A 26,528-nucleotide genomic window follows, 5' to 3' on the forward strand; every position below is an offset into this window, starting at 1 on the left:
GTTGGTTAGAATACCGGCCTGTCACGCCGGGGGTCGCGGGTTCGAGTCCCGTCCGCTCCGCCAACATTAAGAGATAAGCCTCATCGAAAGATGAGGCTTTTTTCGTTATGGCGTCGTGGATAATCCGTGTCCGTGACGCACATGCTTCGGGCTCGAAGTACATGGTTATCCTCATACTCGGCCATCATGTAGACGAAATCCTTATCAGAATATGACGCTTTCGCTTCAATGTTAAAAATCAAAACCTACTTTTTTGCCGATCTTTATTCCACTTTATCGATATTGTTTCTTTCACGTTCTGAAAACCTCCTGTGCGCGACTTGGCAGTATTGACCTGTGACACTGATCTCAGACAAATTAAACGGTATAATGCCTTATGTCTTTCATGAGTAACGAAAATGAATTGTCGTCTTGGGTGTGGTGCTTGCTGTATTGCGCCTTCAATAAGCAGCAGTATTCCGGGTATGCCAAAGGGTAAGGCGGCGGGTGAGCGTTGTGTGCAATTGAGCGATGCCAATTTATGTTTGATTTTCGGCTCGCCTGATCGTCCTGCGGTTTGTAGTGATTTCGATGCATCTGAAGATGTTTGTGGTCATTCGAACGAAGAGGCGATTTGGTTGATTACCCAACTCGAATCTCAGACCTCTCATTAAGTTTATCGCTGACAGGTGAAATATGCAGTTAACTCGTTATACCGATTTTGGCGTTCGTACCCTGATGTATTTAGCGGTTCAGCCAGATAGAACAACTTTATTTAGGATTGCTGAAATTACGCAGGTGTTTGATCTGTCACCAAATCATGTCTCTAAGATAGTGCATCATTTAGGCAAGATGGGTTACCTTGAAACCATCCGCGGTAAGATGGGCGGTTTCCGTTTGGGTAAGCCTGCGAGTGAGATTAACCTAGGCCAGTTAGTTCGAGTATTAGAAAACTCACTCGCACCGATTGATTGCAGCAAACCTTATTGCCGATTTACACCAGCCTGTAAGCTTAAAGGCGTATTAGCCCAGGCTGTTGAAGCTTATTTGAATGTGCTGGATCAATATACTTTGCTGGATATTGTGAGTAACCGTGATGAGTTAGTCGCCTTGCTGCCAGACTTTTCTATTTCATTACTGCAACTGGATTAGTACCACTTTTAAGTGCAATACCGATGGGGAGCAAACTCGATGCTGGCACCAGATCAATCCCCTCGGTTTTAAGTCTGTGTAGGTTAGCCTCTAAGAAGCGCATAGTTTCTGGATAGGGATGGGCAATCACCACCAAGCTACCTTGGGTATGTGCCTGACTTATCATTAAGTTAAATTGTCTCTCGAGTGCATTGGCACTGGTATCATTGTCTAGAAACAGTTGGCGTTTTAGTAAAGGAATGCCTAGCTTATCTGCGTTATCCCCAGCCTTAGTGAATCGTGTTGTCATACTATCGACAAAATACAGCTGCTCTTGTTTGAGTGTTTCCATGACCCAGAGCATGGGATCGTCTAGTTGAGTTAATAGACTCCCCATGTGGTTATTGGCACCTTTGGCAAAGGGAACGCTGTTAATCGCATCAATAATACTGGTGCGAATTTGTGCCTCAGTCATCGTATTGGTTAACCCCCCCAACCCTAACGTCTTACCATTAAGCGCCTGCATGGGAAGATGTAGCATAATTTCGTGGCCTTTTTGGTGTCCTGCGTTAGCGAGTTCTTTGCCAAGTGGGGTATGAGGTAATACAGAGAGTGTTACTGTACTGGGCAGTGCCAGCACGGCTTTATCTGTATGACGATAACCTATGTCATCAATAATGAGTGCAAGCTGGGCTGCATAGCTTTGAGAAATGCTTAGGGCCAATAGGGCTAAGGAATAAAGTAAGCGCACAATTTCTTCTTATTCATCATGGTGCTGTATCCATGCAATGGCAGAGGTCACTTGATGATCTTGGGCCAGTGATGCATGGGCTGATAGGGCGTCGATTATAGCTAAATTACCAACGCCGGAACCAGTTTCGGCGGCAATTTTTATGTCGGGGATGATCCCTATGTTGTGAATGTTTTCACCTCTAGGAGTATTGTACTGGGCAATTGTGAGTTTAATCGCGTTACCATCTTCTAAAATGGGGATCAGGCTTTGTACTGTACCTTTGCCAAAACTGGTCTCACCTAAGAGTTTAGCACGACCATTTTCTTGTAATGCGGCGGCGAGAACTTCGGATGCAGAGGCCGAGCCTTTGTTGATTAACACTAGCATAGGCACGTTAGTTAGCATGGTTTGCGGTGAGGCATAGTAGTCAGAGTTGGCGTCGAAGAAGCGGCCAGAGGTCGAGACTATGCGTCCTTTGGCGAGAAATAGATCCGCAATTTTAACCGCTTGGTCGAGTAGGCCGCCGGGATTATTACGTAGGTCTAAGATAAGTCCTGTGAGCGGTTTGTTTTGCCATTGGCTGAGCGAGCGCACCATATCTTCGGTAGAGTTTTCTTGGAAGTTGCTTAATCTGACATAGCCAATATTGCCATCAAGCAGTTGAGTACTTACAGACTCTATAGTGATATTGCTTGGCTTGAGTGACACTTTAAAGGTGGCATCGTCATTACTGTGTTTTAGCTCTAAGTTAATACTCTGATTATTGAGACTATGTCTTTTTATTTGAGTAAGGATATCGGCTAGATTCGTTTCAGTCGCTAGGGTGTCGTTAAGTTTAATAATAATATCGCCCGCACGTATTCCCGCTTGCTCTGCGGGAGAATGGGCAAAGGGGGCTATGATGCTGATGTGGTCTTTTTGGGCCGCGACTTCGAAACCGAAACCAAAATACTCGCCGCGATTCGAATCTTTAAGATCGAGTAATTCTTGATGATTCAAGAAGCTGGAATAGGGGTCGAGATGTTCAAAAATGCCTTTGATGGCGGCCTGCACTAGCTCTTCTTTGGGAACGGTTTTGATATAGTAAGTTTCAACCGTTTCAAGTACATCTTGTAGTAATGGATAGTCAAAGTTGTCGCGGTAGGATTTAGCATTCTCTTGGCTGGAGAGGCTGATGGATAGGCCTAAAGTGAGACCTAATCCAACGCAACTGATATAGCGGATCATGTATTTCATAACGGTCCCCTGTGATAAGGGGACCGTTATGATTAGCGACAGTATTTCGCTGGATCGACGGCTTGCCCTTTGTGCCTTATTTCAAAGTATAGGCCAGGCTCGCTCTGTCCACCTGAACGTCCGACTAAAGCAATCGCTTCACCGCTTTTCACCATCTCACCAGGGCTTTTTAGTAGGGTTTGAGCGTGACCGTAAAGACTCATATAACCTTTACCGTGATCGATGACCATGACAAGACCAAAACCGCGTAACCAGTCGGCATAAATGACTTTACCACCTGAAACGGCTCGAATATTTTGCCCTTCTGGTGCAGACAACATAGTGCCTTTCCACACTACTTGACCGGAACGTTGGCTACCAAAGCTAGCACTCACACGACCTTTTGTCGGCCATTTAAGTTTGCCACTTTGTTTACCAAAGCCTTCCATCGAGGGGTTATCTTTCATGGCCCGCAGCGCTTGTTCAACGACGCGCTTTAAGCTGGCCTCTTCAATTTGCAACTGCTCAAGCTCTGCACCCTTAGAATTTAAGGTGCGTTGCAGCTCTTTGATGGTCAGTTGACGCTGATCTTGCTCTTGGCTCAAACGTTTAGCTTGTACTTGTTGTTCGGCCACGAGTTTCGTTAATTGCTTTTGCTTACTCGTTTGCGACACCTTGATCTCATCTAGCTCGGTCAAGGTTTGCTTTAATTCGTTGATCGACTTCATCCGCGCTTTATTGAGGTATTGGTAATAAGCCAACATACGCTCGATAGTGGCGGGACTTTGTTGATTAAGCATCATCTTAGTGTAATCGTGATTACCGGCAAGATAGGCGCTCGACAGCTGTTTCGACAGTGTTTGTTGTTGAGTCATTTTAAGCGTTTCTAACTCATCTTGACGTTGTTTTAGCTCGGCAAGTTTAGTGTCAATTTGCACTAAGCTATTTTTGGTGCTGTTGACTTTTTTGGCAGCTGACGCAATCGCTTCTTCATCGCTACGCAGCAATGACAGCAGTTTTTCTCTTTGTTTACTGGTGGTTTTTAATGCGCTTTGTTGTTGATTTATTTGCGTTTGGATTGATTTTAACTCGGACTTACGCTTCTCCAAATCAGAAGCGTGTGCCGAGAAAGATAACATCATAAAGCCAGCAATAATGCTGGCTTTAACAAGGAGTCGAGTGCTCACTAGGTAACGGTTACTCTTTTATGTGGATTAAGGGTTTGCCCGTCATCTCAGCTGGAATGGCTTCGCCGATCAAGGTCAAGATGGTAGGTGCAACATCGCTGAGTTTACCACCTTCATCTATGGTCGCATTGCGTCCAACAAAGACGAAAGGCACGAGTTCACTGGTGTGGGCCGTGTGAGCCTGACCTGTGGTTTCGTCGGTCATTTGCTCGGCATTGCCGTGGTCGGCGGTAATAATACATTCTCCGCCCACTTTCGCCAGCGCATCAACCACACGGCCGATACAAGCGTCGACAGCTTCACAAGCTTTAACGGCTGCATCGAAATTACCCGTGTGGCCAACCATGTCACCATTGGGGTAGTTACAGATGATCACGTCGTATTTAGTTGATTCAATTGCTGCGACTAACTTGTCAGTCAGCTCAGCTGAACTCATCTCAGGCTGTAGATCGTAAGTTGCCACTTTAGGCGAGTTGATTAGGATGCGATCTTCTCCCTCGAATGGCTCTTCTTTACCGCCGTTAAAGAAGAAAGTCACATGGGCGTATTTCTCAGTTTCAGAGATACGCAGCTGAGTACGACCTTGTTTCTGCAGCACTTCACCTAAGGTATTCACTAAGTTTTCAGATGGATAAGCGATAGGGGCTGTGATGTCGCCAGCATACTCAGTCAAAGTGACGAAGTGCATTTTTGGCATTACAGCGCGTTCGAAACCATCGAAGTCTGGGTGAATAAAGCTACGGGTGATTTGACGGGCGCGGTCAGCACGGAAGTTCATAAAAATCAGGGCATCGCCGTCTTTTAAGGTCGCAACTTGACCGTTGGCATCTGTGATCGCCGATGAAGAGACGAATTCGTCGTTCTCGTTACGCTCGTAAGCCGCTTCTAATGCTGTAACGGCATTGTCGTATTGGAATTTTGACTTGCCTTGGGTGATTAAATCGTAGGCTTGCGACACGCGATCCCAACGATTATCCCTGTCCATAGCAAAGTAACGACCAATAATCGATGCGATACGGCCATGGCCTAATGTAGTAAACAGATCATCAAAATGGCTCAAGCTACCCATAGCGCTACGCGGTGGCGTATCGCGGCCGTCGAGGAAAGCGTGCAGATAAACCTGAGTTGCACCGCGCGCAACGGCCATACGGCACATAGCTTCGATATGCTCTTCATGGCTGTGGACGCCGCCGGGGGAAAGTAAGCCCATAATGTGCACAGCTCCGCCAGCTTTGATGGCTGAGTCTACCGCATCACATAGCGCAGGATTTTTTTCAAACTCATGATCTGCAATGGCTTTACTGATACGAGTGAGTTCTTGATAAACCACACGGCCAGAGCCTAAGTTAATATGGCCAACTTCAGAATTTCCCATCTGGCCATCAGGTAAGCCAACATCTAAGCCAGAACCTGAAATCAAACTATGGGGATATTTAGCGTTGAGACGGTCGAGTACCGGAGTCTTGGCGTGGAAAATCGCATTATTATGCGTGTTTTCACGGTAGCCCCAGCCATCGAGGATCAACAACGCGAGCGGACGTTTAGCTGTCGTCATAGTGATACCTTTAAGTTTTATAGAAGCGATAGAAATCTGAAATTGGTCAAATATTACTACGTTAGCGGGGGATGAAAAAGCGCTTTACCCCGATTAAGGTCATCGAATCACTAATTCGCCCGATTATGTGAGTGGCTTGTGACAAGTACAGAGTCAATTGCACTAAAAGTGCGATCTCGAACTGTGACTAAACTGCTGCATTCTGCCAAGGCAATCGGTATACTCTGTGCCCTTATCGAATTTTCGCCATTTATGCGGGCAATCATCATGCAAGAATATATCGAATTTTTTAAAGCTCACTCAATGCTCAGTCTGGCTTGGGTGGGATTATTTGTTGTGCTTGTCGCGAGTATCATCAAATCGAGCATGTCAAAAATTAAAAGTATTTCTCATCAAGAATTAACGATTATGGTGAATAGACAGGATGCTAAAGTGGTTGATGTGCGCTCGAATGACGAGTTCCGCAAGGGCCATATTGTTGATGCACTTAACGTTACGCTCGCCGATATTAAAAATAATCAGATATCAGCCCTTGAAAAGTATAAAGCCAGTCCCATTATATTGGTATGCAATGCTGGCATGACCTCGTCTCAAGCCGCTCAGCTTTTGAGTAAGCAAGGTTTTGAAAACCTGTACAACTTGAAAGGTGGTATGGGTGAATGGCAGGCAGCAAATATGCCTGTTTCAAAAAGCAAAAGATAAGTTGTCGGCGGCAGTTATGATTTCAGCTGCACTCAATCCACAGGATAGTGCAGTAATAAAGTCATCATTGTTTGGCATACTGATCCTACGGTCGCTAAGGGCTTAATGTAAGTTTTTAGACTGGTTCGATCGATACCCGAATATGGGTACAAGTTGGGATGATACCGAGATCTGATATAGGCCTTGAGTAACATAAGCCCCGAGCCAATTTACGTTCAAATGGTAATTGGCTTTCAAATAATAATTGGCTTTCAACGAAAAGCCGATACAACATTGATAGGATAGGTAGGAAATTATGGCTGAAGTAGCAAACAACGAACAACAAGCCCCACAATTCAACATCCAACGTGTTTACACTAAAGATGTGTCTTTCGAAACGCCTAACAGCCCAGCGGTATTCCAAAAAGAATGGAACCCAGAAGTTAAGTTAGATTTAGACACGCGCAGCGCTAAATTAGCTGATGATGTGTATGAAGTTGTCCTGTCTTTAACTGTGACTGCACAAAACGGTGGCGATACCGCTTTCTTATGTGAAGTACAACAAGCCGGTATCTTCTCTATCACTGGTTTGACTGAGCCACAATTGGCCCATTCATTAGGTGCATACTGCCCTAACATCCTATTCCCATATGCTCGCGAAACCGTGGGCAGCTTAGTCGGTCGTGGTACTTTCCCACAACTGAACTTAGCACCTGTTAACTTCGACGCGCTGTTTGCCCAATACGTGCAACAACGTCAAGCTGCTGCGACTGCACCAGCTGCCGAAGAAGCTAACGCTTAATTACATGAAAAACTCTGCCGATATCACGGTATTAGGGGCGGGCTCTTATGGCTCCGCCCTTGCCATTTCTTTAGCCAGCAACGGTCATAAGACCTTGTTATGGGGACACGATCCTGTCCACATGCAAACGCTCGCTCAAGACAAGTGCAACCAAGCTTTTTTGCCTGGTATTGCGTTTCCTGATTGTTTACAGATCGAAGCCGATTTAGCCAAAGCCTTAGCCGCCAGCAACAATGTGTTAGTGGTGGTGCCAAGCCATGTGTTTGGTACTGTGCTTGAGCAAGCTAAACCGTTACTCCGTAGCGATGCGCGCATCGTATGGGCAACGAAAGGGCTCGAACCTGAAACCGGACGTTTGCTGCAAGATGTGGCCCGTGATGTGTTAGGTGAGCAATATCCGCTGGCGGTGTTATCTGGGCCGACCTTCGCGAAAGAACTCGCCATGGGTTTACCTACGGCCATTTCGGTCGCGGGCACTTGTCCTAAATTCACCAACGATCTCGTCGAGCTGTTACACAGCCCTAAACGTTTGCGGGTTTACGCCAATGACGACTTTACCGGACTGCAACTGGGCGGCGCGGTAAAGAACGTGATCGCGATTGGCGCGGGCATGTCCGACGGTATCGGCTTTGGTGCGAATGCCAGAACGGCCTTGATTACCCGTGGTTTAGTCGAATTGACGCGTTTAGGCGAAGCCTTAGGTGCCAATGCGGCCACCTTTATGGGCATGGCGGGGTTAGGCGACTTAGTGTTGACCTGTACCGACAACCAATCCCGTAACCGTCGTTTCGGTTTAGCCTTAGGTAAAGGCTGTGATGTGATGACTGCACAGGCTGAAATCGGCCAAGTGGTTGAAGGTTATCGTAATACCAAAGAAGTGTTTACACTTGCGAAACGCCTCGGGGTTGAAATGCCGATCACTGAGCAGATTTACCAAGTCTTGTATCAAGGCAAAGCGCCGGTCGATGCTGCTAAAGAGCTGCTCAGCAGAGAAAAGAAATCAGAAACGCCTACGCAATAAACCGCGAGCCGTGATGATGCTGTAATGCCGAATAAAGGAAAGGGTGCTAAAATAGCGCCCTTTTTTGTGCCTAGCGTTTGAGCTTATCTTTGCTCCGTTTAGCTGTTGCATGATTTGCTTGCTAAAGGTTCGCGAGTCAGCAAATTGCCCGTTGGCAGCCAATGCCAATCAATTTATCTGTGTGGAGTAAGAGCGTGAAACATCATGATGTCATTATTATCGGAGCCGGCGCCGCGGGATTAATGTGTGCAGCGACCGCAGGTTACCGAGGCCGTGATGTACTCGTACTCGACAATGCCAAGCAAGCTGGGCGTAAAATCCTCATCAGCGGCGGCGGGCGTTGTAACTTCACCAACCTTAAAGTCGAGCCCGCTAACTTCCTCTGTGGTAATCCTCACTTTGTTAAATCGGCACTCGCGCGTTATCCGTCGCAGCAGTTTATTGAAATGGTCGAGCGTCACGGCATTGAATACCACGAACGTGATCACGGCCAACTGTTTTGCAATGACTCGGCCAAAGAGATAGTCACTATGCTATTGACCGAGTGTGAATGGGCGGGCGTGACGATCAAGCTGCGTACCGATATTCTGGCTGTTAAAAAGACCGAGGCTGGGCACTTTGAGCTCAATACCTCTAACGGCGAACTGAGCTGCGACTCACTCGTTATCGCCACGGGTGGCTTATCCATGCCTAAACTCGGCGCCACGCCTTACGGCTATCAACTGGCCGAGCAGTTTGGCCTTAAAGTGTTGCCAACTCACGCGGGTCTGGTGCCTTTTACTTGGCACAGTGAAGATAAAATTCGTTTCGAACCTCTGTCGGGAATCGCAGTGCCGAGCCGCATTACCGCCAAAGATGGCACTGCATTTAGCGAAGCGCTGCTATTCACTCACCGTGGCTTATCTGGCCCCGCCATTTTGCAGATTTCCAACTATTGGAAAGCGGGCGAAACCATAGAAATCGATCTATTGCCGAATATGGATTTGGCGCAATTGCTAGAACAACAATTTGCCGTACATCCTAAACAGAGTTTGCGTAATACCTTAAGCCAATGGTTGCCTAAGCGTTTGGTCGAAGTGCTATTCGATGAAGCCCTGTTGAATAAAGCGTTAAATCAGCTAATTCACGCCGAGCGCGCAACACTTGTGGATGATCTCCACCGCTGGACAGTATTGATGAACGGTACTGAAGGCTACCGCACCGCCGAAGTGACCTTAGGTGGTATTGATAGTAATGAGCTGTCTTCCAAAACCATGGAAGCCAGCAAAGTCGCAGGACTCTACTTTATCGGTGAAGTCATGGACGTAAGTGGTTGGTTAGGCGGGTTTAATTTTCAATGGGCCTGGGCATCTGGCGTGGCTGCAGGGCAAGCGGTTTAGTTGTAAAGATGAAATTCGAACGAAGACTATTTGAATTCAACGAAGACAATCTTTTGAGGTAAAAAACTCAAAATAAAAATAACTCTTTGATAGTTAAATTAAAAGATTGTCTTCGGCTTCTTTACTTACTCCACGAATTAGACAACATTTCAGCTTGCTTCAATATCAGCTCTACCGCTTCAACAGCTTTATCAGGTGGATACTTGTAACGCTGCAGAGTGCGGCGAACGAGTATTTTCAACTTAGCTCGAACACTGTCACGAACTTGCCAGTCGACTGTGGTTGATTTTCTGAGTTTGTCAGTGATTTCGATGGCAATCTTTTTAAGGATCTCATCACCCAGTTCACGCACTGCGCTTTCGTTGTTGGCTAGAGCATCATAAAACGCGATTTCATCTGGATTTAAGCCCAGTTCAGCCTCGCGCATCATTTCTTCCTGAAACTCTTTCGCCATTTGAATAAGTTCTTCAATGACCTGAGCCGTTTCAATCGCGCGGTTATTGTACTTTCTAAGCGTTTCTTGCAAGCGTTCAGCGAATTTTTTCTCTTGCACCACGTTATTGCGTGTTTTCGCTTTAATGTCATCCTTAAGTAATTTCTCAAGCAACTCAATGGCCAAGTTCCGCTCCGGCATCTGTCGCACGTCTTCTAAAAACTCGTCCGATAGCAAGCCAATATTGGGTTTATCCAAGCCACAAAGTGCGAACACGTCAGCAACGCCTTCAGCGATTACTGCGTTATCTAGAATCTGTTTGAGTGCAGAGTTCTTATCTTCTTGAGTGCGCTTTTTATCTACGCTTGTAAATTTGCTAATAGCGGCCTTAATGGCTGAGTAAAATGCTATTTCTTTCCTTAACTCTTTAGCCTCATCCAAAGTACTGCATAATGAGTAAGATTTCGTCGCTGCCAACACTAAGTCTAAGAAACGCTTTTTACCATCCTCTAAACCGAGTACATAGTTGGCGGCAGGCACTAATAGTTTATGCGCTTGTGTTTCAAAGCCCGATATATCCAAACCATCTGATTTTGGCGTTTTACCGAACATGCCACGGATAGCATCAATTTTTTCTAAAAGGATTGAAAAAGCTTCTTCAGCATTGAGCGTCGGCTCCCCTTTCCCTTTTGAGTCCGTATAGGTTTTTAATGCTTGCTTAAGTTCATTGGCTATTCCGATGTAATCAACGACTAGACCGCCAGGCTTATTTTTAAACACGCGGTTAACCCGAGCAATTGCCTGCATCAAGTTATGGCCTTTCATCGGCTTATCTACGTACATGGTGTGACAACAAGGCGCATCAAACCCCGTTAACCACATATCCCTTACGATGACCAATTTCAGTGGGTCGTTAATATCCTTAAAGCGTTTTTCTAAGCGTTTTTTCGTTTTTTTGTTATAGATATGGGGTTGCAAAAGTGGCTTGTCCGAAGCAGACCCTGTCATAACAATCTTAATGGCCCCTTTTTCAGGGTCATCAGAATGCCACTCTGGGCGCAGTGCAACAATTTCATTGTAGAGGTGCGCACAGATATCACGGCTCATGGCCACTATCATGGCTTTACCATCCATGGTGGCATTGCGTGTCTCAAAGTGCTCGATCAAGTCAGCCGCAACTTGGTTTAATCTGGGTGTGGCACCAACAAGCTTTTCAAGACGGCTCCATTCCCCTTTGGTTTTCTCACGGTTACTGACGTCCTCTTCATCCTCGACCACTTCATCAACTTGATCGGACAACTCAGCGATTTCAGCGTGGTTTAAATCAAGCTTGGCAAGGCGAGACTCGTAATAAATTGGAACCGTGGCACCGTCATCTACAGCATCTTGAATGTCGTAGATGGACACATAGCCACCAAATACGGCGCGGGTGTCTTTGTCATCGATTGAAATGGGTGTACCAGTAAAGCCAATAAAAGAAGCAAACGGAATAGCATCTCGCATATGCTTGGCGTAACCAAACTTATATTGGCCATCGGCACTCAATGTTGCTTTGAGGCCATATTGGCTGCGGTGTGCTTCATCCGAAATAACAACTATATTGTGACGGTCATTAAGTATTGGATGATGTTTCTCGTCGTCAAGCAGGGCAAACTTTTGTACCGTCGTGAAAATAATACCGCCGGACTCTCTTTCTGCTAATAACTGCCTTAAGGCATCTCTGTCAGATGCTTGAACAGGTGTTTGCTTCAAGAGTTCCACTGCGTTGCAGAACGTGGCATAGAGCTGACCATCAAGATCATTGCGGTCAGTAACGACAATCAGCGTGGGGTTATTCATGGCCTTTTGCTGAAGCAACATACCGGCATAGCAACACATTGAAATACTTTTGCCACTGCCTTGAGTATGCCAAACCACACCTGCTTTTTTACTACCAGGTACAACCTCATCAGCATAGGTTGCCCGTTTCTCACTTATGCCATCGATTTGCTGCGCCGCAATGACTGTCGCCTTTACCGCTTCACGCACGGCATGAAACTGGTGGTAACCAGCAATCTTTTTAATGATCGTCTCACCGTCTGTTTCAAACAACACGAAAAATCGTATGTAATCCAGCAGCAACTCACGATCAAAGAAGCCCCGAACCATGGTTTCTAGTTGCCACTCCAGTAGCGGTTTGTCGTTTTCATTTTTAATAGTGCGCCAAGGCATAAAACGCTCTTGGTTAGCAGTTAGAGAGCCTACCCGAGCGGTGTAACCATCACTGACGACTAACGCTTCATTGAAAACAAACAGGTCAGAAATTTCATCTTTATAGGTTTGCAGCTGATTAAAGGCATCCCAAATATCGGCGTTTTCATCGCTTGGGCTTTTCAACTCAAGAACAGCAATTGGCAACCCGTTGATAAAACAAATAACATCAGGTCTGCGTGGCTGTTTAGTACCAGTAATCGTGAATTGATTGACAACTGAAAAGGTGTTGTTGTTTAGGTTATCGAAATCAATGATAAAAGCATGGTCTGCAATTGGTTCGCCATCGTCTTTTTTGTATTCAACAGGCACCCCTTCCAATAACAACCGATGAAATGCGCGGTTGTTGGTGATTAAATCCAAACTTTCAGGTTTTAAAACAATCGCTTTAAACTGCTCGTAGCAATGCTCAATCTGTACGGCAGGAAGGTGTTTATTGATCGTTTCAAATGCTGCTCGAAGTTGACCATCCAATACCACTTGCGCGTAGTCATTACGAAGTGGGTTATCGCTATCAGGGGCAATATCGGGGCCATGTATTACATCCCAGCCACCTTCTTTAAACCAATCTAAGCAGAGGTTTTCTAGTTGTTCTTCATTCATTTTATACTCCTAGACCTTTGCTTTACCGGCCGCGCAAGCGACTGCGAATTTAATCAAATCTTCTAATTGAGAGTGATTTCGAGCGCCGCCATCATCAATGTTTACTTGATACCAAATAGGGTGAATTTTTGCTTTTGCTAGCAAGTCTTCTTTCTCTAACTTTTTCTCGTGAGAAGAAGGCTCAGGTAAAAATGCAAAATGGGCCGGAATATCGAATGCTTCTGAACTCACAACATCAATAAAAAGCTCTAATGTTTTATCCGTCTCTAGGCTACAACCAAGAAATAAAAGAGAATGACTGACAAATATTTGACGAAGAACCTTTGCCAATGGTTTCGTGTAATCCAAGCTTTCTTCTCCGTACGCTTGGTCATACTGTGATTTAGAAAAAATATACGTTTCAGGGTCGCTATAATTCCCATGTAATTTCAATATGCAGCGCTCGCCTTGTATCAGTTTCGATGCAAATTGATTTCGAGACTGAGTACCGTGCATATAGCCTTCGATTGATCGATTGTTTCCTGTATACACTCGCTCGATCAAATTGTCGAAATTGGTCGTTATAATACACCCGTCGCTCAATTGGGGTAATAAATCTAGAACACCGAAAAATTCCAACACATTAGATCCATCAAATGTATTGAGTACAAAACTCTCAAAACGAGTTTTATGGTTCTCATAAATCAGTTGTGCGGCTTCTAGATACTTCCAGTGACTTAGCAAGCCCTTTACATCCTCAAGATACTGAAGCGCTGGAAGCATTGCTCTTTGGTCAGACTTCGATGCTCCTTCAAGCTTAGTAACCAGCCTATCTAGAGCTTGCCCCCATAAAGGTAATTTGTAAGGATACGATAAACCTGCACCAACGAATGGAGCTACGCGACCACGTTTTATCGCCTCAACAAGACGAGAAAAAGGGTTTAATTGATCACTTCTGTCTAAATACTCTCGAATGCTTACGTGCTCATCAAGAATCTTTTGGCCTTTCCAGCGATCCAATTCATCTAAATATGCAGTTGGATCATGCCAAAAAAGAACATCACTTGGATCCACTAAATACTCGTTTCTTTCGCCTTCTGGCCCCATTCCTTTGAAAGCTATTGGCTCTTCATCGTTTATTGCGTTATGAAACTCGCAATTTTCATTGTCTAACTCCCTCTTAACAGCATCTTTGAATTTATGCACAGCCGAGGCTAAGCCTTGATATTTATTAGACATTTGCCTTCTCCGAGGTCAAATCATCACCAGTCAATAATTTCGGAAGGAGTGCATCTCTAATCTCAGCAAAATAGCTAGATTCTTCTTTTAATGAGCTAATTTGATTGAAGATTGGCACAATTATGTCTGAGAATTTTTTGTTAATAGCTTTATCACCAACTAAGACATGTTGAGATTCCATAATCTTTTTTGTTAGATGGGTGAATATCGACCCGGTGCCTGCATTTTTCATTGCCTCAGTTTTTCTAAACATGCTCAGATACAAAAAATATCGGCTTATTACTGATTCATCTACTTTCATTTTCCATATGTGGTAATGGTAAATGCTTTTTGGGCCTCGCCAGATATGAGGGCCAAATGTGGCAGACCAAGCATATATAAATTCTTCCCGATCAATGTACTTTTCGGGTGGAAGCTCTAAATCTGAATAGACGGTCTTTCCTCCATTTGAGAGGTTCTGGATCCTGACTATCGGAGTTCCTTCAGTTTTGAATTCGGTGTTTTTATATGCCCTACCGTTAATTACTTGGCAGATTTCTGAGAGCAGCTTTACCTCCCACCCCTCAGGTATTTCCCCAAGTTCAGAGTCTTGCATTGCCGCAGGAAACAGTGCGGCGGTTTGGGCAAGTTTGTTAAATGCCTCGGGATTACTGGTTTTTAAACCGTTCAGCTCATCAAGGGTTTTGGCAGAAATAACACTCATGGCAGCGAGCTCTACATCGTCAGCGCTACCACCCGCTGCCAAGGTTTCAATCTTGGCTTTAACGGGATCAAAATCGACAAACCAGCTTTTGAAGAGCGCTTGTGCGATTTGTTCTAAGGTTTGGTTGGTTTGGGTGTTTAAGCCTATTTTGTCTTCAATCTCACCGATTATTGAAACTATTTTTTCTTGAGCTTCTAGGTTGGTTGTAACATAAGCCTCCAACTTATTTAACAGACCTTGAGTTAAAAGTGGATGACTAGAACCCTGCGCATATTGATTTAAGTTTTTACTTTTTAGTACGTAATACGCATATTTTGCTATAAATCCTTCTTTCGCCTTTGCAGACAATGCATTATCAGAAACCCAAATCGGATTATTTTCGAAATAAGTCGCACCACAATAAGCACCAACTCGACCAATTATGATGGTCTCTTCTTGATAATTTGAATCGCCAGAATAACCTAGAATTCCATTTCCTCCGTAGATTGGAATATTACCTTCTGTCTTTGGACGAGCTTTGCCATTTCCAAAATTAACAATTTCGTTTAGCGTCAATGTTTTCCAATCAGAACTCATAACCAATCCCCGCTAGATTATCCTTAATCGCCTTTTCTAATCGTTCAGATTCTTCAAACTGGGCTTTTAATTGCGCGGTTAATCGCAGCATTTTTTCAGGAAAAGGCTCGCTATCCTCTTCTGCCTCAGCTGCACCGACATAGCGGCCGGGCGTTAATACATAATCATGCTTTTGCATGTCTTCAAGCTTGGCACTGAAACAAAACCCTTTTTCATCGTCATAGCCTGTGCCAGATTGCCAAGCGTGGAAAACATCGGCAATTTTTGCAATATCATCATTGGTAAAGTCGCGCAGCACGCGGTCTTTCATAAAGCCAAGATTACGCGCATCAATAAACAAGGTTTCACCACGGCGATCACGTTTACCTTTTTGACCTGGTGACGTGCCGCCTTTTTTGTTTTTGGTTAAAAACCAAATACAGGCTGGAATTTGCGTATTGGTGAATAGCTGTCCTGGCAAGGCCACCATACATTCGACTAAATCAGCTTCGATAAGCGCTTTACGGATCTCACCTTCGTTGTTGGTATTAGAGCTCATCGAACCATTAGCGAGTAATAAGCCCATTGAGCCGTTATCGTTAAGGTGGTACAGCATGTGCTGTATCCAGCCGTAGTTAGCATTGCCTTGCGGCGGTGTGCCATATTTCCAGCGAATATCGCCCTCTAGTTTGGCGTGCCACCAGTCTTTGATATTAAACGGTGGATTGGCCATCACAAAATCAGCACGCAGGTCGGGGTGTTGATCATCTAAGAAGGTATCAGCATTCTTTTTACCAAAGTTAAAATCGATACCACGAATAGCCATATTCATGGCGGCCAACTTCCAAGTAGTCGGGTTGCTCTCTTGGCCATAAACAGAAATATGTTTGCGCTGTTCGCTAGCGTTGTAATGTTTATCAGCGGCATGAGCTTCGATGAACTTATCGTTACTCACAAAGAAGCCACCGGCCCCCATGGCAGGGTCATACACTCGGCCTTGATAGGGCTGGAGCATTTCAACAATCAGTGTAACGATGCTTTTAGGGGTATAGTACTGGCCACCTTGTTTACCTTCTGCTAGGGCAAATTGGCCCAAGAAATACTCGTAGACATGCCCCAAAATATCTTTGCTGTGTAGATCTAACTTTTCGCCATTGTATTCAGGGGTGCGGAAGCTGGTATCGGAGAAGCGGTTAATCAGCTCAGTAAGGTTATGATTATCCACCTCATAACGACTGATGCGAGGCAGAACCCCTTTTAACTTGGGGTTGGCCAGTTTGTCGTCGATTTTATAGGTTTCGATTGCTTCTAAGGCATTGTCGATTAACTTAGAAATTGAGCTAAGTTTAAAGCTTTCTTTTTCTCCATTCAGTCCGGCGGCTTCAATGTCAATGTCTGAACCAATAGGCAACGCCGCTATACTTTTAAGAAATTCCCAGCGTGACTGTTTTGGCACCCAGAACACGTTTTTCTCTTGGTAGTATTCGTGCAATTCTAACTCTGCGTTTACTGCTTCGTAGTATTCTTCGTCAGAGTCATAATCTTCACGAGGCATAAAGTAGATGTTGTCATCGTTATTGTCTTCAGTGAAAAGTGCCTTCAATTCTAACTGGCGTTCTTCAAACGCGTCTGACACATACTTTAAAAAGATGATGCCAAGTACCACATGCTTATAGTTAGCTGCATCGAGGTTATTACGTAACCTATCGGCTGCCGACCACAGCTTTATATCTAATTCTTTTAAAAACTGCTGTTCTGCGTTATTCATTTCAAATTCCAATTCGTATTAATTCTCAAAAAATTCTTCGTCGATTTTCTTCAGGTGCAGTATCTGTTCGTCTCGGCTGCCGATGTTGTATCGTAACATGAGTTTGGCTAATTCTTTGCCGTTAATCAGTACAATGCGCATACCTAAGTCTTTGGCCGTTTGTACTGCTGATGGCGTAAAATCAGAGGTGGTGATAAAGATGCCTTTGTGTGCTTTTTTAAGGTTTAATGCCCCAAAAAAGTCGCGGATATCACTCGCGCTGACATTGTTGCCTTCACCATAACGTTTGGCCTGAATATAGATTTGGTCGACACCTAATGGATCTTGGTCTATCACGCCATCAATACCATTATCACCGCTTCTTCCTAGTGCATGAGCTGCGCCTTCCCCCGTACCGCCATAACCCATAGCCAGTAATAATTGGATGAGAAGATCTTCAAAAAAGGCAGGGGTGACATTGCGAGTGCGAGATAGTAGTTCTGATGTAAGCGCCTCATTGATGGTTTTATAAGCCGCTCTTAAGGCTTCATCAGGGGTGATTTCATTGTCTGAGTTATCAGTATCTGAAGGTAATTCAATATGAGGTGTCGTAGTAGCGTCAGCCTTTGAATCTTTAAAGGCGATAAACTCATCAAATTGCTTTAAGTAGTTATTATCAATAACTACCTTTGGGTCTTGCAGCGCTTTAATACCTCTGTCAGTAATGACAAAGTGCGCTCGACGAGTGACTTCAAGCAGACCAGCTTTGGTAAGATACGTTTTTGCCCAGCCAATACGATTATCTACAATACTCTGTCTACCGCTAGGCAAAGTTTGTGTGCGTTCTTCTTCTGTTAAAGCAAACAGGTCTGAAAGCTTATTGATGACTTCTCTGAGTTTTACTTCTTGTCCGTGGGCTTTATAAACGACTTCAAGAAATGGGCGCATAAACTGCTGGTAGTTGGGGATCACAGTCATCCTTTTCTGTTTTAGTGATATCGACGCAATCAATATACAGATTATGCCCTTGTTTTACCTAAAAATGCAGTGTTTCAGTCACAAAATATTATGTGCATTGTGACTGCCAAACCCGAGTATGTCGTCATTCAATCACTGTGTATGCAAGCTGCTGGAGTGAGCTTATATCAGAGCTCTTCTGGTGATTTTAAGCCTACAGTTTTTACTTTTAAGCGCAGTGAATCGCCTATCTGGATAATTCTTTTAAAAGAAACGGACGGGTGTTATAGCGGTGAACAGACTCGAAGGGCGGCACTGACTTGCAGTGCCTGCCGTCCAACTAATTAATTTACCCAATCGCCAATTTGGTTTCTGCGTAGCGCAGTTTCTTGGTCCTTGGGCTGGCGAGGAAGTAGGCGAGTACGAGTGGGCCTAGGCGACCCATGAACATTATAAAAATGATGATGGCTTGGCCTAGAGTAGTTAAGTTGCCTGTTAAACCTCGGGACAAACCGACTGTGCCCAGTGCCGATACGGCCTCAAAGACGATATCAATTAACGGTGCGTTTTCACTTAATACCAGTGCGAAGATGGCTAGCCAAGTGACGCCAATGGAGATCATGGTTAGCGCCAAGGCTTTGCTGACAGTGTCTTTGGGGATCTCGCGCTTAAATACATAAATGGCTTCATCGCGGCGTAAGTAGCCATAAGTAGCCAAGATGAGCACCATAAAGGTGACTACTTTAATACCGCTGGCGGTACTTAGTGAGCCGCCGCCAATAAACATCAATACCAGCATGAGTAGCGTTGTACCATCTTCGAGTTGGTCTATGGCTAGCGTATTAAAGCCTGCGGTGCGCGGTGTCACGGCTTGAAACCATGAGGCTAACCATTTCCCGAGTTCGCTTAAGGGCGCCAAGGTATTGGGGTTGTTGTACTCAATAAAGTAAATCGCAATTACGGCGACGGCGTTGATAATTATAGTGCCTGTGATCATCATGCGGCTGTAAACGCTGAGTTTTGACCAACGTTTGTTCCTACGAAGATCTATCCACACCGAGAATCCAAGGCCACCTATGATGAGCAGGCCCGTGATGGTGAGATTTATGACAGGATCGGCAACATAGGGCATTAGGCTGTCGGCACTGAGGGCAAAACCTGCGTTGTTAAAGGCGCTGATGGTGTAGAAAAAACCGTGGAATAAGCTGGTTTGCCAACCAAGTTCCTGACTCCAGTACACTGAAAGAATGGCCATGCCTACGGCTTCAACCAGCAGAGAAAACACTAACACTGATTTTGCCGTTGACACTAGAGTCGATGTGTCTGTTTGATTAAAAGCCTCTTTTGCGACTGTTTGGTGTAAAAAACCAATTCTACCGCCAATGGCGATCAAGGTGACAATGGCGAAGGTCATCAGCCCAAGTCCACCGCATTGGATTAACAGCGCTATGACGATTTGCCCAAAGGGCGTAAAGACAGTGCCAGTATCGACAACGACAAGTCCTGTCACTGTTACCGCCGAGGTGGCCGTGAACAGACTTTGTAGCCAAGTAACAGACGATTCGGTTGCTATCGGCAGTTTGAGTAAGCAAGTGCCTAAGATGATCAACAATGCAAAGCTCACGCTTAGGATAAAGGGCGGTGCGCCTAACAACTTTTTACTCGATTTGGGTTTATGCTCAATCGCCATGATGGAGGGATGCCATTGAACCAAGTTACACCAACCTTGGCGCTAGGTATTTGAGCTCAGTACGGCTACCGCAGAGCAGTAAGGCGTCATTCGTTTGCAGGATAAATTGACTATCAATTTTGCTGAAAACCGTCAGATCCCGCTTAACCATAATGGCGGCGACTTTGCCTTTAGGATTGCGTATTACATTACTTTTTACATCATCTTTAACATCATCCTGTGCAGCGCCGAGGAGTTGGCTGACAGTGGTTTGATCAAGGTGAGGCTTGATATGGATTTCGACCACATAGATACCATCACCAATCGGCAGGAAATTGTTCACCATAGGATAGTTGAGTGACTGGGCAACACGTATGCCCATTTCTTCCTCTGGATGTATGATGCGGGCGACGCCGAGTTTAGAGACGATAGTGTGATGGGCTTTAGTGCTGGCCTTGACCCAAATGACTTCTACTCCCAGATTTTTCAGAGCCAAAGTGCACAGTAAACTCGATTGCATATCTTCGCCAATTGCGACCAGTACGGCTTCACTGTTTGCGAGGTCTAGCTCACGTAGTGCGGCTTCGTCGGAACAATCACAAATAACCGCTTCGGTTAAGTCTTCTACATATTTTTCCACCATTTTAGGGTCACTATCCACGCCAGTGACCGTGTGGCCTAAGTGGATCAATTCTAGGCTAGCGGCGACACCAAATCGCCCTAAGCCAATAACGGTAAAATGTGCCATTAAAATATCCTTTTCTAATTTATAACAGATGCTTATCTATTGTTTGTTAAGCGATAACCTAGGCCCGCTTCTGTCTTAATGAGCTGCTGCTCGCTGCTGTCATTGAGTTTTTTACGTAACTGACTGACTAAGATCCGCAGATAATGACTGTCTTCTTGATGGGTTTTACCCCAAATATCCCGCAGTAATTCAGTTTGTTTAACGAGCTGACCAGGGTGAGACATTAAGGTCTCCATCAGAGCAAACTCCTTTTTGGTTAAGGCGATTTCTTGCTGATCGAGCCAAAGCTGGTGGGTACTTTTTTGCAACTTAAGTGCGCCAAACTGCAGTAAATCACTTAATGGCGGTTCATCGACTAAGTCGCGGACTAAAACCTTGATGCGAGCGATTAACTCCCTGATCCCAAATGGCTTGCTGAGATAGTCATTGGCGCCTGCTTCCAAAAGACGAATTTTTTCTTCCTCTTGATCGCGGGCGGTTAAGATAAGCACTGGCACTTTGTCACTCTGACGTAGGGTTTGCAGCAAGCTGATGCCATCACCATCGGGTAGGCCAAGATCGAGCACTAACACATGTGGCTGCTGCGCATGATATTGGGCGAGGGCAGAGGCAATCGAGGCGGCGCCATGATATTCGAATCCTTCCGCTTCTAACGATATCCGCATAAAAGTGTGGATTTGCGCTTCGTCATCGACAACTAGCACCTTATAAGCCATTTATTCCTCTCCCTTTTTTATCGGCAATGCGATACGAATAAGGCTGCCATGAGCGACAGGTTCTGCGCTGATCTGGCCACCATGGGCGGTAATTATCCCCTTAGCAACAGCAAGCCCAAGGCCCGAGCCGCTATCGGTTGAGGGGTGTTGGCGATAAAAGAGTTCAAAAATTGCCTGCGCTTGAGCGGGTTCTATGCCAAGACCCTCATCTTGGATATCTAACAGTAACGCATCGCCCTGCTGATACGCCTTTACTATGACTTGCTTATCAGAAGGCGAATAGCGCAGCGCATTATCCAATACATTAAAAATAGCTTGCTCAATCAATGAGCTGCATATCATCAGTGACGGTAGATCGGCGTCACTCTTGATGATAATACGCGGCTGCGTGGCTGGAAAACGGGCAATAGCTTGGTGCAATACATTCATTATGGCGTCTTCACTCAAGCTAAACTTGAGTGCGCCGTGTTGTAACTTAGTGGCTTGCAGCAGGTTTTCGATATATTGGTGCAGGCGATGGCTTTCGGCCGCCGCGCTATCAATCAGCTCATCCTTTTGGTCTGGGCTGAGCTTAGGCATGTATTCCTTTAGGGTGGTGAGCGTGCCTATGATAGTGGCGAGTGGGGTGCGTAAATCGTGGGAAACCGACAGCAAAATACTGTTGCGTAACTGAGCTTGTTCGAGAGCATCTTGCTGACGTCGATAGTGTTCGGCTAATTTGCTGGTGGTGAGGGCGACAAGCAGAAACACACTGAGATTGAGAATGTCCTCAAGATTAAACATCTGGAGTGAATAACGTGGTGTGGTAAATAGAAAATTAAAGCTGGTCGCCTCAAATACTGCCGCAAAATAGGCCAAGTTGGCGTTGCATTGTAGGGCTACGGCCACTACGGCCAATTGTAAAATCAGCAGTACGGCGATAGTCGAGTTTGAAAAGTGATCGATAAAGGCGCTACTGAAAATGGCCGTCACTAGCACTATGAAGGTAAATAAAGTCGGGTGCGAACGCCAGTATTGTGTCATGGGAGCCGCTATGGATGAAGTCATGAATAGAAAGACGCATATAAAGAAAGTGCCTGTACTTTAGCAAAGGCACTTTAAGATAGCGCGTAAAAATGTCGTAAAATTTGTAACCTTGTGAGTGGCTTAGCTTGCACTCGGCTTAGAAAACTCGAGCTTGTTCACATCACACTTTGGGTAAATGATAAGGCTTACCGCATACACTCATGTTGTAAGCCTTAACCTAGGCGCAGGCCATTACGTAAGATGCCAAAGTGCCTATCCAACCACTAACCCTGAGTCATTGACCCGCCCGTCATTGAGCTAAGCATCACCAAGGTATTGGTGGGGGCACTAAGCGTTTGCCACTATAGCCAGTAACGGCGGCGAAGCGGGGATCTTCGGCTTCCCAATCTGCCTGTGCTTTGACTATTTCATCTTTGCTATGGCCAACAAAGTTCCACCAAATGCTGACAGGATCAGCCAATGGCGCGCCGCCAATCAGCAGTATGCGACAACCCGCCTCGAGTTTTATGGTGATGGTTTCGCGTAGCATGCCAAGGTAGGCGAGGTGGTTATTATCAAAACTGTCATCCTCGATTTGGAAGCGGCCTTCCAGTGGCATGAGGGCATATTCGAAACTAGGGTCGAGATTCAGAGTGAGTTCAGCGTCATGGGCGGCAAACAGATCGATGGCAACGATAGGTGAGAAGTGTAATGTGGGCGCCTGTTTATGATGCCAACTGCCAATCAGTAGGGTGAATTCGACGCCTGACTCGTGCCAAGTCGGCAGCTCTGGGTAGTGATCGAATCTCGGAGTGGTATCTTTGTGTTCCAGTGGTAAGGCAATCCATAGTTGGGCTGCGTGCATAGTGTGATGGCCCGCTATCGACTCTTCGGTGTGGGCTATGCCGTGTCCGGCTGTCATCAGGTTAACTTGTTTTGGGCGGATCACTTGAGCACTGCCGAGGCTGTCCCTGTGCATGATTTCGCCTTCGAGCATCCAAGTAAAGGTTTGCAATCCAATGTGTGGATGTTGGCCGACGTTTAACTGCGGGCCGTCGGTGATTGGGCCAATATGGTCGAGAAAGCACCAAGGGCCGATAAGGCGGCGCTCTTTTTGGGGAATAGCCCGTGCGACAGGTATGCCGCCGACATCACTGATTTTGGGGGCAATCCGTTGAGCTTGAATGCGGCCATTTTCAATAGGACATTCCTTAGGGCCACCATAAAACTGTGCTTGTAGTTCACTCATGTTCGCTCCTTATTCCATTACTAGGGCATGCTCAGTTCAGTTTGGCTCGGTTCAGTGCTGCTAAGTGTGAACCTAGAATCTCGCATGGGGGTGATCTCATCTTGCATTCGAGCCGAAGGTTTTAGCTTCGGGTATTCCAGTCGATTTTGCAAATTGTGGCAGTGACCTGATAGAGGGCAATTTCACTTTTTAGTGGTTAACTTAACGTGTTTTAGGTTCTTCAAATTGTCCTTCGATACACTTTGATAGCCTAATTCAAGTACGAATGTGTGACTGAGCCCGCGTGAATGGGACTTTTATCTGTCCTTTACTTTAGCAAGCCTGTATTTATGTGGGCATTAGCGTTTGATGTTTTACTCGAGCCTAAATACGAGTGTTTGACAAGTTTGGGGCTCGGTGATTTTTATCATCCATGTCTTACGTTGGATCTGCAAAATCGAGTCTATCTTTTATGGGAGCTTGTGTTGGCGGCAAAGCCTGTCTTCACCCTAATCCATTCAGCGTACAGGCTTAACACTCATAAATATATCATTGGTAAATATAACGTTGGGCTGTGATTCAGCGTGATAGATCAAGGAGAAAGCGTGCTCGAAAATCAAATGATGTTACTGGCGGTATTTGAACGGGCGGCCTTGATGCTGATGACCTTGTTCTTTTTAACTCGCACTCGACCGTTTCAGCGTTTATTCCAAAAGCGTAATCATACCCCCGCAGAGTTGGTTTCTGTGGCGGCGATATTTTGCTTATTTGCAGTGTTTAGTACTTATACCGGCATTGAGGTTGAAGGCGCGTTGGTCAACGTGCGTATTATCGCGATTATTTCTGGCGGGATTCTATTTGGCCCTTGGGTGGGTATTCCTGCGGGCGTGCTGTCGGGGCTGCATAGATATTTGATTGATATGGATGGCGATACCTCTATTCCGTGTTTAATCGCTAGCATTATTGCCGGCCTTATGGCGACGTGGATTTATTACAAATGTCCCAAATCTAAGTTGTGGATTTATGGCATTGCGGCGGGCATGTTGTGCGAAACGCTGACCATGTTGTTGATTTGGTTATTGACAGAGCCACACGAGGTGGGCGTTGAGATTGTGAGTCATATTGCCTATCCCATGATTGCGGGCACTGTGTGTATCGGGCTAATCATCAAGTTAGTGCAGGACCTCGACGATGAGAAAGAGTTGATTGCCGCTAAACAGGCCAAGCTCGCGCTGGATATTGCTAATAAAACCTTACCTTTTTTTCGCAAGATTGATCGCCATGCCTTAGAGCAAGTATGCGCTGTGATCCGCAATGAAATCCATGCCGATGCTGTGGCGATTACCGATACTCGCGATGTGTTAGCCTATATGGGCGTTGGTAAAGATTACTACGAGGTCGATGGTCATCAAGCGATTAGCGAAATGACTCAAAGGGCGATAGAGCAAGATCAAAATATTATTAACAATGACTTACGCCAATATCATTTATCGGATTTTCATTCGGTCATCATAATCCCGCTGCGCGAAAACGGCACTGTGAGTGGCACGCTGAAGATTTACTATCGCAATACCTATCGTATCACTAGCTCGTTGCGGGAGATGGCTGTGGGTTTGTCGCAGCTGATTTCGACCCAGATGGAAGTGTCGCGTATCGAGCAACTGCAAGAGATGACCCGCAAGGCGGAGTTTACGGCGTTGCAGAGCAAGATTAATCCACATTTTTTATTTAATGCCCTCAATGCGATTTCTTCTTTGATCCGTATTCGGCCACAGCAGGCGCGACAGTTGATTGCTAATCTGGCCGATTATCTGCGCTATAACTTGGCTAAAGGCGATGAGCTGATTGATATCCAAGAAGAAGTGAAGCAAGTCCGTGATTATGTAGCGATCGAGCAGGCGCGCTTTGGCGACAAGCTTGAAGTGATCTTCGATGTCGACGATGTGCATTTTTGTGTACCTTGCCTCTTGTTACAGCCGCTGGTGGAAAACGCGATTTTGCACGGCATTCAACCGCGTAGTGCACCGGGCAGAGTGACGATAGAAGTGAAAAAACTCGATGCAGGCATTCGCGTCGCCGTGCGCGATACTGGCTATGGGATCCGCCAAGAGGTGATTGATGGTGTAGCTGCTGGCCGTGTAGAAAGCAGCAGTATCGGGCTGATGAATGTGCACCAGAGAGTGAAGTTATTGTACGGCGAAGGTTTGCAGCTTAAACGGCTCGAGCCGGGGACGGAAGTCAGTTTTTACTTACCGGAAAATGAGGCGCAAGTATGTTAAAAGCCATCATAGTTGAAGATGAATATCTCGCCCGTGAGGAGCTAGAGTATTTAGTGAAGAGCCACAGTGAGATAGACATAGTGGCTAGCTTCGAGGATGGCTTAGAGGCCTTTAAATATTTGCAGGATCACGAGGTCGATGTGGTGTTTTTGGATATCCAAATACCGTCCATCGATGGCCTTTTGTTGGCGAAGAATCTGCATAAATCGACCCATCCTCCCCATGTGGTGTTTGTTACTGCCTATAAAGAATTTGCAGTAGAAGCGTTTGAGCTCGAAGCTTTCGATTATATTCTCAAGCCCTACAATGAACCGCGGATCATCAGCTTATTGCAGAAGATTGAACAGGTGGGACGACAAGCACCAAAGCCGCAACATGAGGCCGCGAGCAACACCAGTCGAACCGTGAATTTAGTTAAAGGTGAGCGGATTATCGTTACGCCCTGCGAGCAAATTTATTATGCCGAGGCCGATGAAAAACTCACCTATGTGTACACCCGCACCGACCGTTATGTGATGCAGATGACCATCAGTGAGTTTGTGAGTCGTTTGCCTGCTGAAGGCTTTTTCCGCTGTCACCGTTCCTATTGCGTCAATATCAACAAGATCCGCGAAATTGTGCCTTGGTTCAATAGTACTTACCTGATTAGGTTGCATGATTTGTCATTCGAGGTGCCCGTTAGCCGTAGTAATATTAAGGCTTTTCGACAGCTGATGAGGCTGTAATTGTCATTC

General features: G+C 45.6%; 22 protein-coding genes. 8 read left to right on the top strand and 14 right to left on the bottom strand.

The genetic code is table 11. The features are described 5' to 3' along the window. Window positions 1–398 precede the first annotated feature (398 nt). Window positions 399–653, top strand: a complete 255-nt coding sequence (locus KO531_RS16175) for a YkgJ family cysteine cluster protein (protein ID WP_131525655.1) — start codon at window positions 399–401, stop codon at window positions 651–653. Between the two features lie 22 nt (window positions 654–675). Further along, window positions 676–1,131, top strand: coding sequence for an Rrf2 family transcriptional regulator (locus KO531_RS16180; RefSeq protein WP_219251685.1), 456 nt, complete (start codon window positions 676–678; stop codon window positions 1,129–1,131). Here the strand turns inward: KO531_RS16180 and KO531_RS16185 are convergent. Genes KO531_RS16185 through gpmM form a run of 4 tightly spaced genes read right to left on the bottom strand, consistent with a single transcriptional unit; the run spans window position 1,106 to window position 5,800 of the window. Beyond that, window positions 1,106–1,861, bottom strand: a complete 756-nt coding sequence (locus tag KO531_RS16185) for a divergent polysaccharide deacetylase family protein (RefSeq protein ID WP_219251686.1) — start codon at window positions 1,859–1,861, stop codon at window positions 1,106–1,108. The genes KO531_RS16180 and KO531_RS16185 overlap by 26 nt on opposite strands. 9 nt (window positions 1,862–1,870) lie before the next feature. Then, window positions 1,871–3,079 (bottom strand): S41 family peptidase, encoded by a 1,209-nt coding sequence (locus tag KO531_RS16190; RefSeq protein ID WP_219251687.1) that lies wholly within the window; start codon window positions 3,077–3,079, stop codon window positions 1,871–1,873. A gap of 32 nt (window positions 3,080–3,111) precedes the next feature. Continuing rightward, on the bottom strand, window positions 3,112–4,245 hold the full coding sequence (locus KO531_RS16195; protein ID WP_219251688.1) for a peptidoglycan DD-metalloendopeptidase family protein: 1,134 nt from the start codon (window positions 4,243–4,245) through the stop codon (window positions 3,112–3,114). 10 nt (window positions 4,246–4,255) lie between these two features. Further along, window positions 4,256–5,800 (bottom strand): 2,3-bisphosphoglycerate-independent phosphoglycerate mutase, encoded by a 1,545-nt coding sequence (gene gpmM, locus KO531_RS16200; RefSeq protein ID WP_219251689.1) that lies wholly within the window; start codon window positions 5,798–5,800, stop codon window positions 4,256–4,258. Window positions 5,801–6,067: 267 nt separating this feature from the next. On the opposite strand from gpmM, the gene KO531_RS16205 reads away from it, so the two are divergent. The 4 genes from KO531_RS16205 to KO531_RS16220 all read left to right on the top strand — a co-directional run bounded on the left by KO531_RS16205 (window position 6,068) and on the right by KO531_RS16220 (window position 9,683). Continuing rightward, a complete protein-coding gene (locus tag KO531_RS16205; RefSeq protein WP_105253030.1) occupies window positions 6,068–6,502 on the top strand; it encodes a rhodanese-like domain-containing protein in 435 nt (144 codons plus the stop codon). 295 nt (window positions 6,503–6,797) lie between these two features. Further along, window positions 6,798–7,283 carry a protein-export chaperone SecB gene (gene secB / locus KO531_RS16210; RefSeq protein ID WP_006083777.1) on the top strand — a complete coding sequence of 162 codons (486 nt, stop codon included), beginning with the start codon at window positions 6,798–6,800 and terminating at the stop codon, window positions 7,281–7,283. Between the two features lie 4 nt (window positions 7,284–7,287). Further along, entirely contained in the window at window positions 7,288–8,304 is a 1,017-nt protein-coding gene (gene gpsA, locus KO531_RS16215; protein WP_173497252.1) for an NAD(P)H-dependent glycerol-3-phosphate dehydrogenase, read from the top strand. A 194-nt stretch (window positions 8,305–8,498) separates the two neighbouring features. Beyond that, window positions 8,499–9,683: an NAD(P)/FAD-dependent oxidoreductase gene (locus tag KO531_RS16220; protein WP_219251690.1), complete on the top strand. Its 1,185-nt coding sequence runs from the start codon at window positions 8,499–8,501 to the stop codon at window positions 9,681–9,683. A gap of 121 nt (window positions 9,684–9,804) precedes the next feature. Here the strand turns inward: KO531_RS16220 and KO531_RS16225 are convergent, their stop codons facing one another. The 10 genes from KO531_RS16225 to KO531_RS16270 form a co-directional block, all read right to left on the bottom strand. Next, complete coding sequence (locus KO531_RS16225; RefSeq protein WP_219251691.1) at window positions 9,805–12,969, bottom strand: type I restriction endonuclease subunit R; 3,165 nt, start codon at window positions 12,967–12,969, stop codon at window positions 9,805–9,807. Window positions 12,970–12,978: 9 nt separating this feature from the next. Beyond that, window positions 12,979–14,187 carry an SIR2 family protein gene (locus KO531_RS16230; RefSeq protein WP_219251692.1) on the bottom strand — a complete coding sequence of 403 codons (1,209 nt, stop codon included), beginning with the start codon at window positions 14,185–14,187 and terminating at the stop codon, window positions 12,979–12,981. Further along, the gene (locus tag KO531_RS16235; protein ID WP_219251693.1) at window positions 14,180–15,466 is read right to left on the bottom strand and encodes a restriction endonuclease subunit S; all 1,287 of its coding nucleotides are present in this window, start codon (window positions 15,464–15,466) and stop codon (window positions 14,180–14,182) included. Before KO531_RS16235 ends, KO531_RS16230 begins: the two co-directional genes overlap by 8 nt. Further along, a complete protein-coding gene (locus tag KO531_RS16240) occupies window positions 15,456–17,213 on the bottom strand; it encodes a type I restriction-modification system subunit M (RefSeq protein ID WP_219251694.1) in 1,758 nt (585 codons plus the stop codon). Before KO531_RS16240 ends, KO531_RS16235 begins: the two co-directional genes overlap by 11 nt. Before the next feature lie 18 nt (window positions 17,214–17,231). Next, entirely contained in the window at window positions 17,232–18,170 is a 939-nt protein-coding gene (locus KO531_RS16245) for a restriction endonuclease (protein WP_251068989.1), read from the bottom strand. A gap of 328 nt (window positions 18,171–18,498) precedes the next feature. After that, window positions 18,499–19,863: a TrkH family potassium uptake protein gene (locus KO531_RS16250; RefSeq protein WP_113941208.1), complete on the bottom strand. Its 1,365-nt coding sequence runs from the start codon at window positions 19,861–19,863 to the stop codon at window positions 18,499–18,501. A 1-nt stretch (window position 19,864) separates the two neighbouring features. After that, window positions 19,865–20,566, bottom strand: coding sequence for a TrkA family potassium uptake protein (locus KO531_RS16255; RefSeq protein ID WP_219251696.1), 702 nt, complete (start codon window positions 20,564–20,566; stop codon window positions 19,865–19,867). A gap of 32 nt (window positions 20,567–20,598) precedes the next feature. Further along, window positions 20,599–21,282 carry a response regulator transcription factor gene (locus KO531_RS16260; RefSeq protein ID WP_131524531.1) on the bottom strand — a complete coding sequence of 228 codons (684 nt, stop codon included), beginning with the start codon at window positions 21,280–21,282 and terminating at the stop codon, window positions 20,599–20,601. Further along, window positions 21,283–22,329 (bottom strand): ATP-binding protein, encoded by a 1,047-nt coding sequence (locus KO531_RS16265; RefSeq protein WP_113941211.1) that lies wholly within the window; start codon window positions 22,327–22,329, stop codon window positions 21,283–21,285. A 283-nt stretch (window positions 22,330–22,612) separates the two neighbouring features. Continuing rightward, complete coding sequence (locus KO531_RS16270; RefSeq protein WP_198573897.1) at window positions 22,613–23,536, bottom strand: pirin family protein; 924 nt, start codon at window positions 23,534–23,536, stop codon at window positions 22,613–22,615. A gap of 584 nt (window positions 23,537–24,120) precedes the next feature. Here KO531_RS16270 and KO531_RS16275 point away from each other — a divergent pair. Both KO531_RS16275 and KO531_RS16280 read left to right on the top strand, forming a co-directional pair. Beyond that, window positions 24,121–25,794 (top strand): sensor histidine kinase, encoded by a 1,674-nt coding sequence (locus tag KO531_RS16275; RefSeq protein ID WP_287478759.1) that lies wholly within the window; start codon window positions 24,121–24,123, stop codon window positions 25,792–25,794. Beyond that, window positions 25,788–26,519, top strand: coding sequence for a LytTR family DNA-binding domain-containing protein (locus KO531_RS16280; protein WP_105250908.1), 732 nt, complete (start codon window positions 25,788–25,790; stop codon window positions 26,517–26,519). Before KO531_RS16275 ends, KO531_RS16280 begins: the two co-directional genes overlap by 7 nt. Window positions 26,520–26,528: the final 9 nt, after the last annotated feature.

The organism is Shewanella sp. NKUCC06_TVS (assembly GCF_019345515.1).
Classification (GTDB): domain Bacteria; phylum Pseudomonadota; class Gammaproteobacteria; order Enterobacterales; family Shewanellaceae; genus Shewanella; species Shewanella oncorhynchi.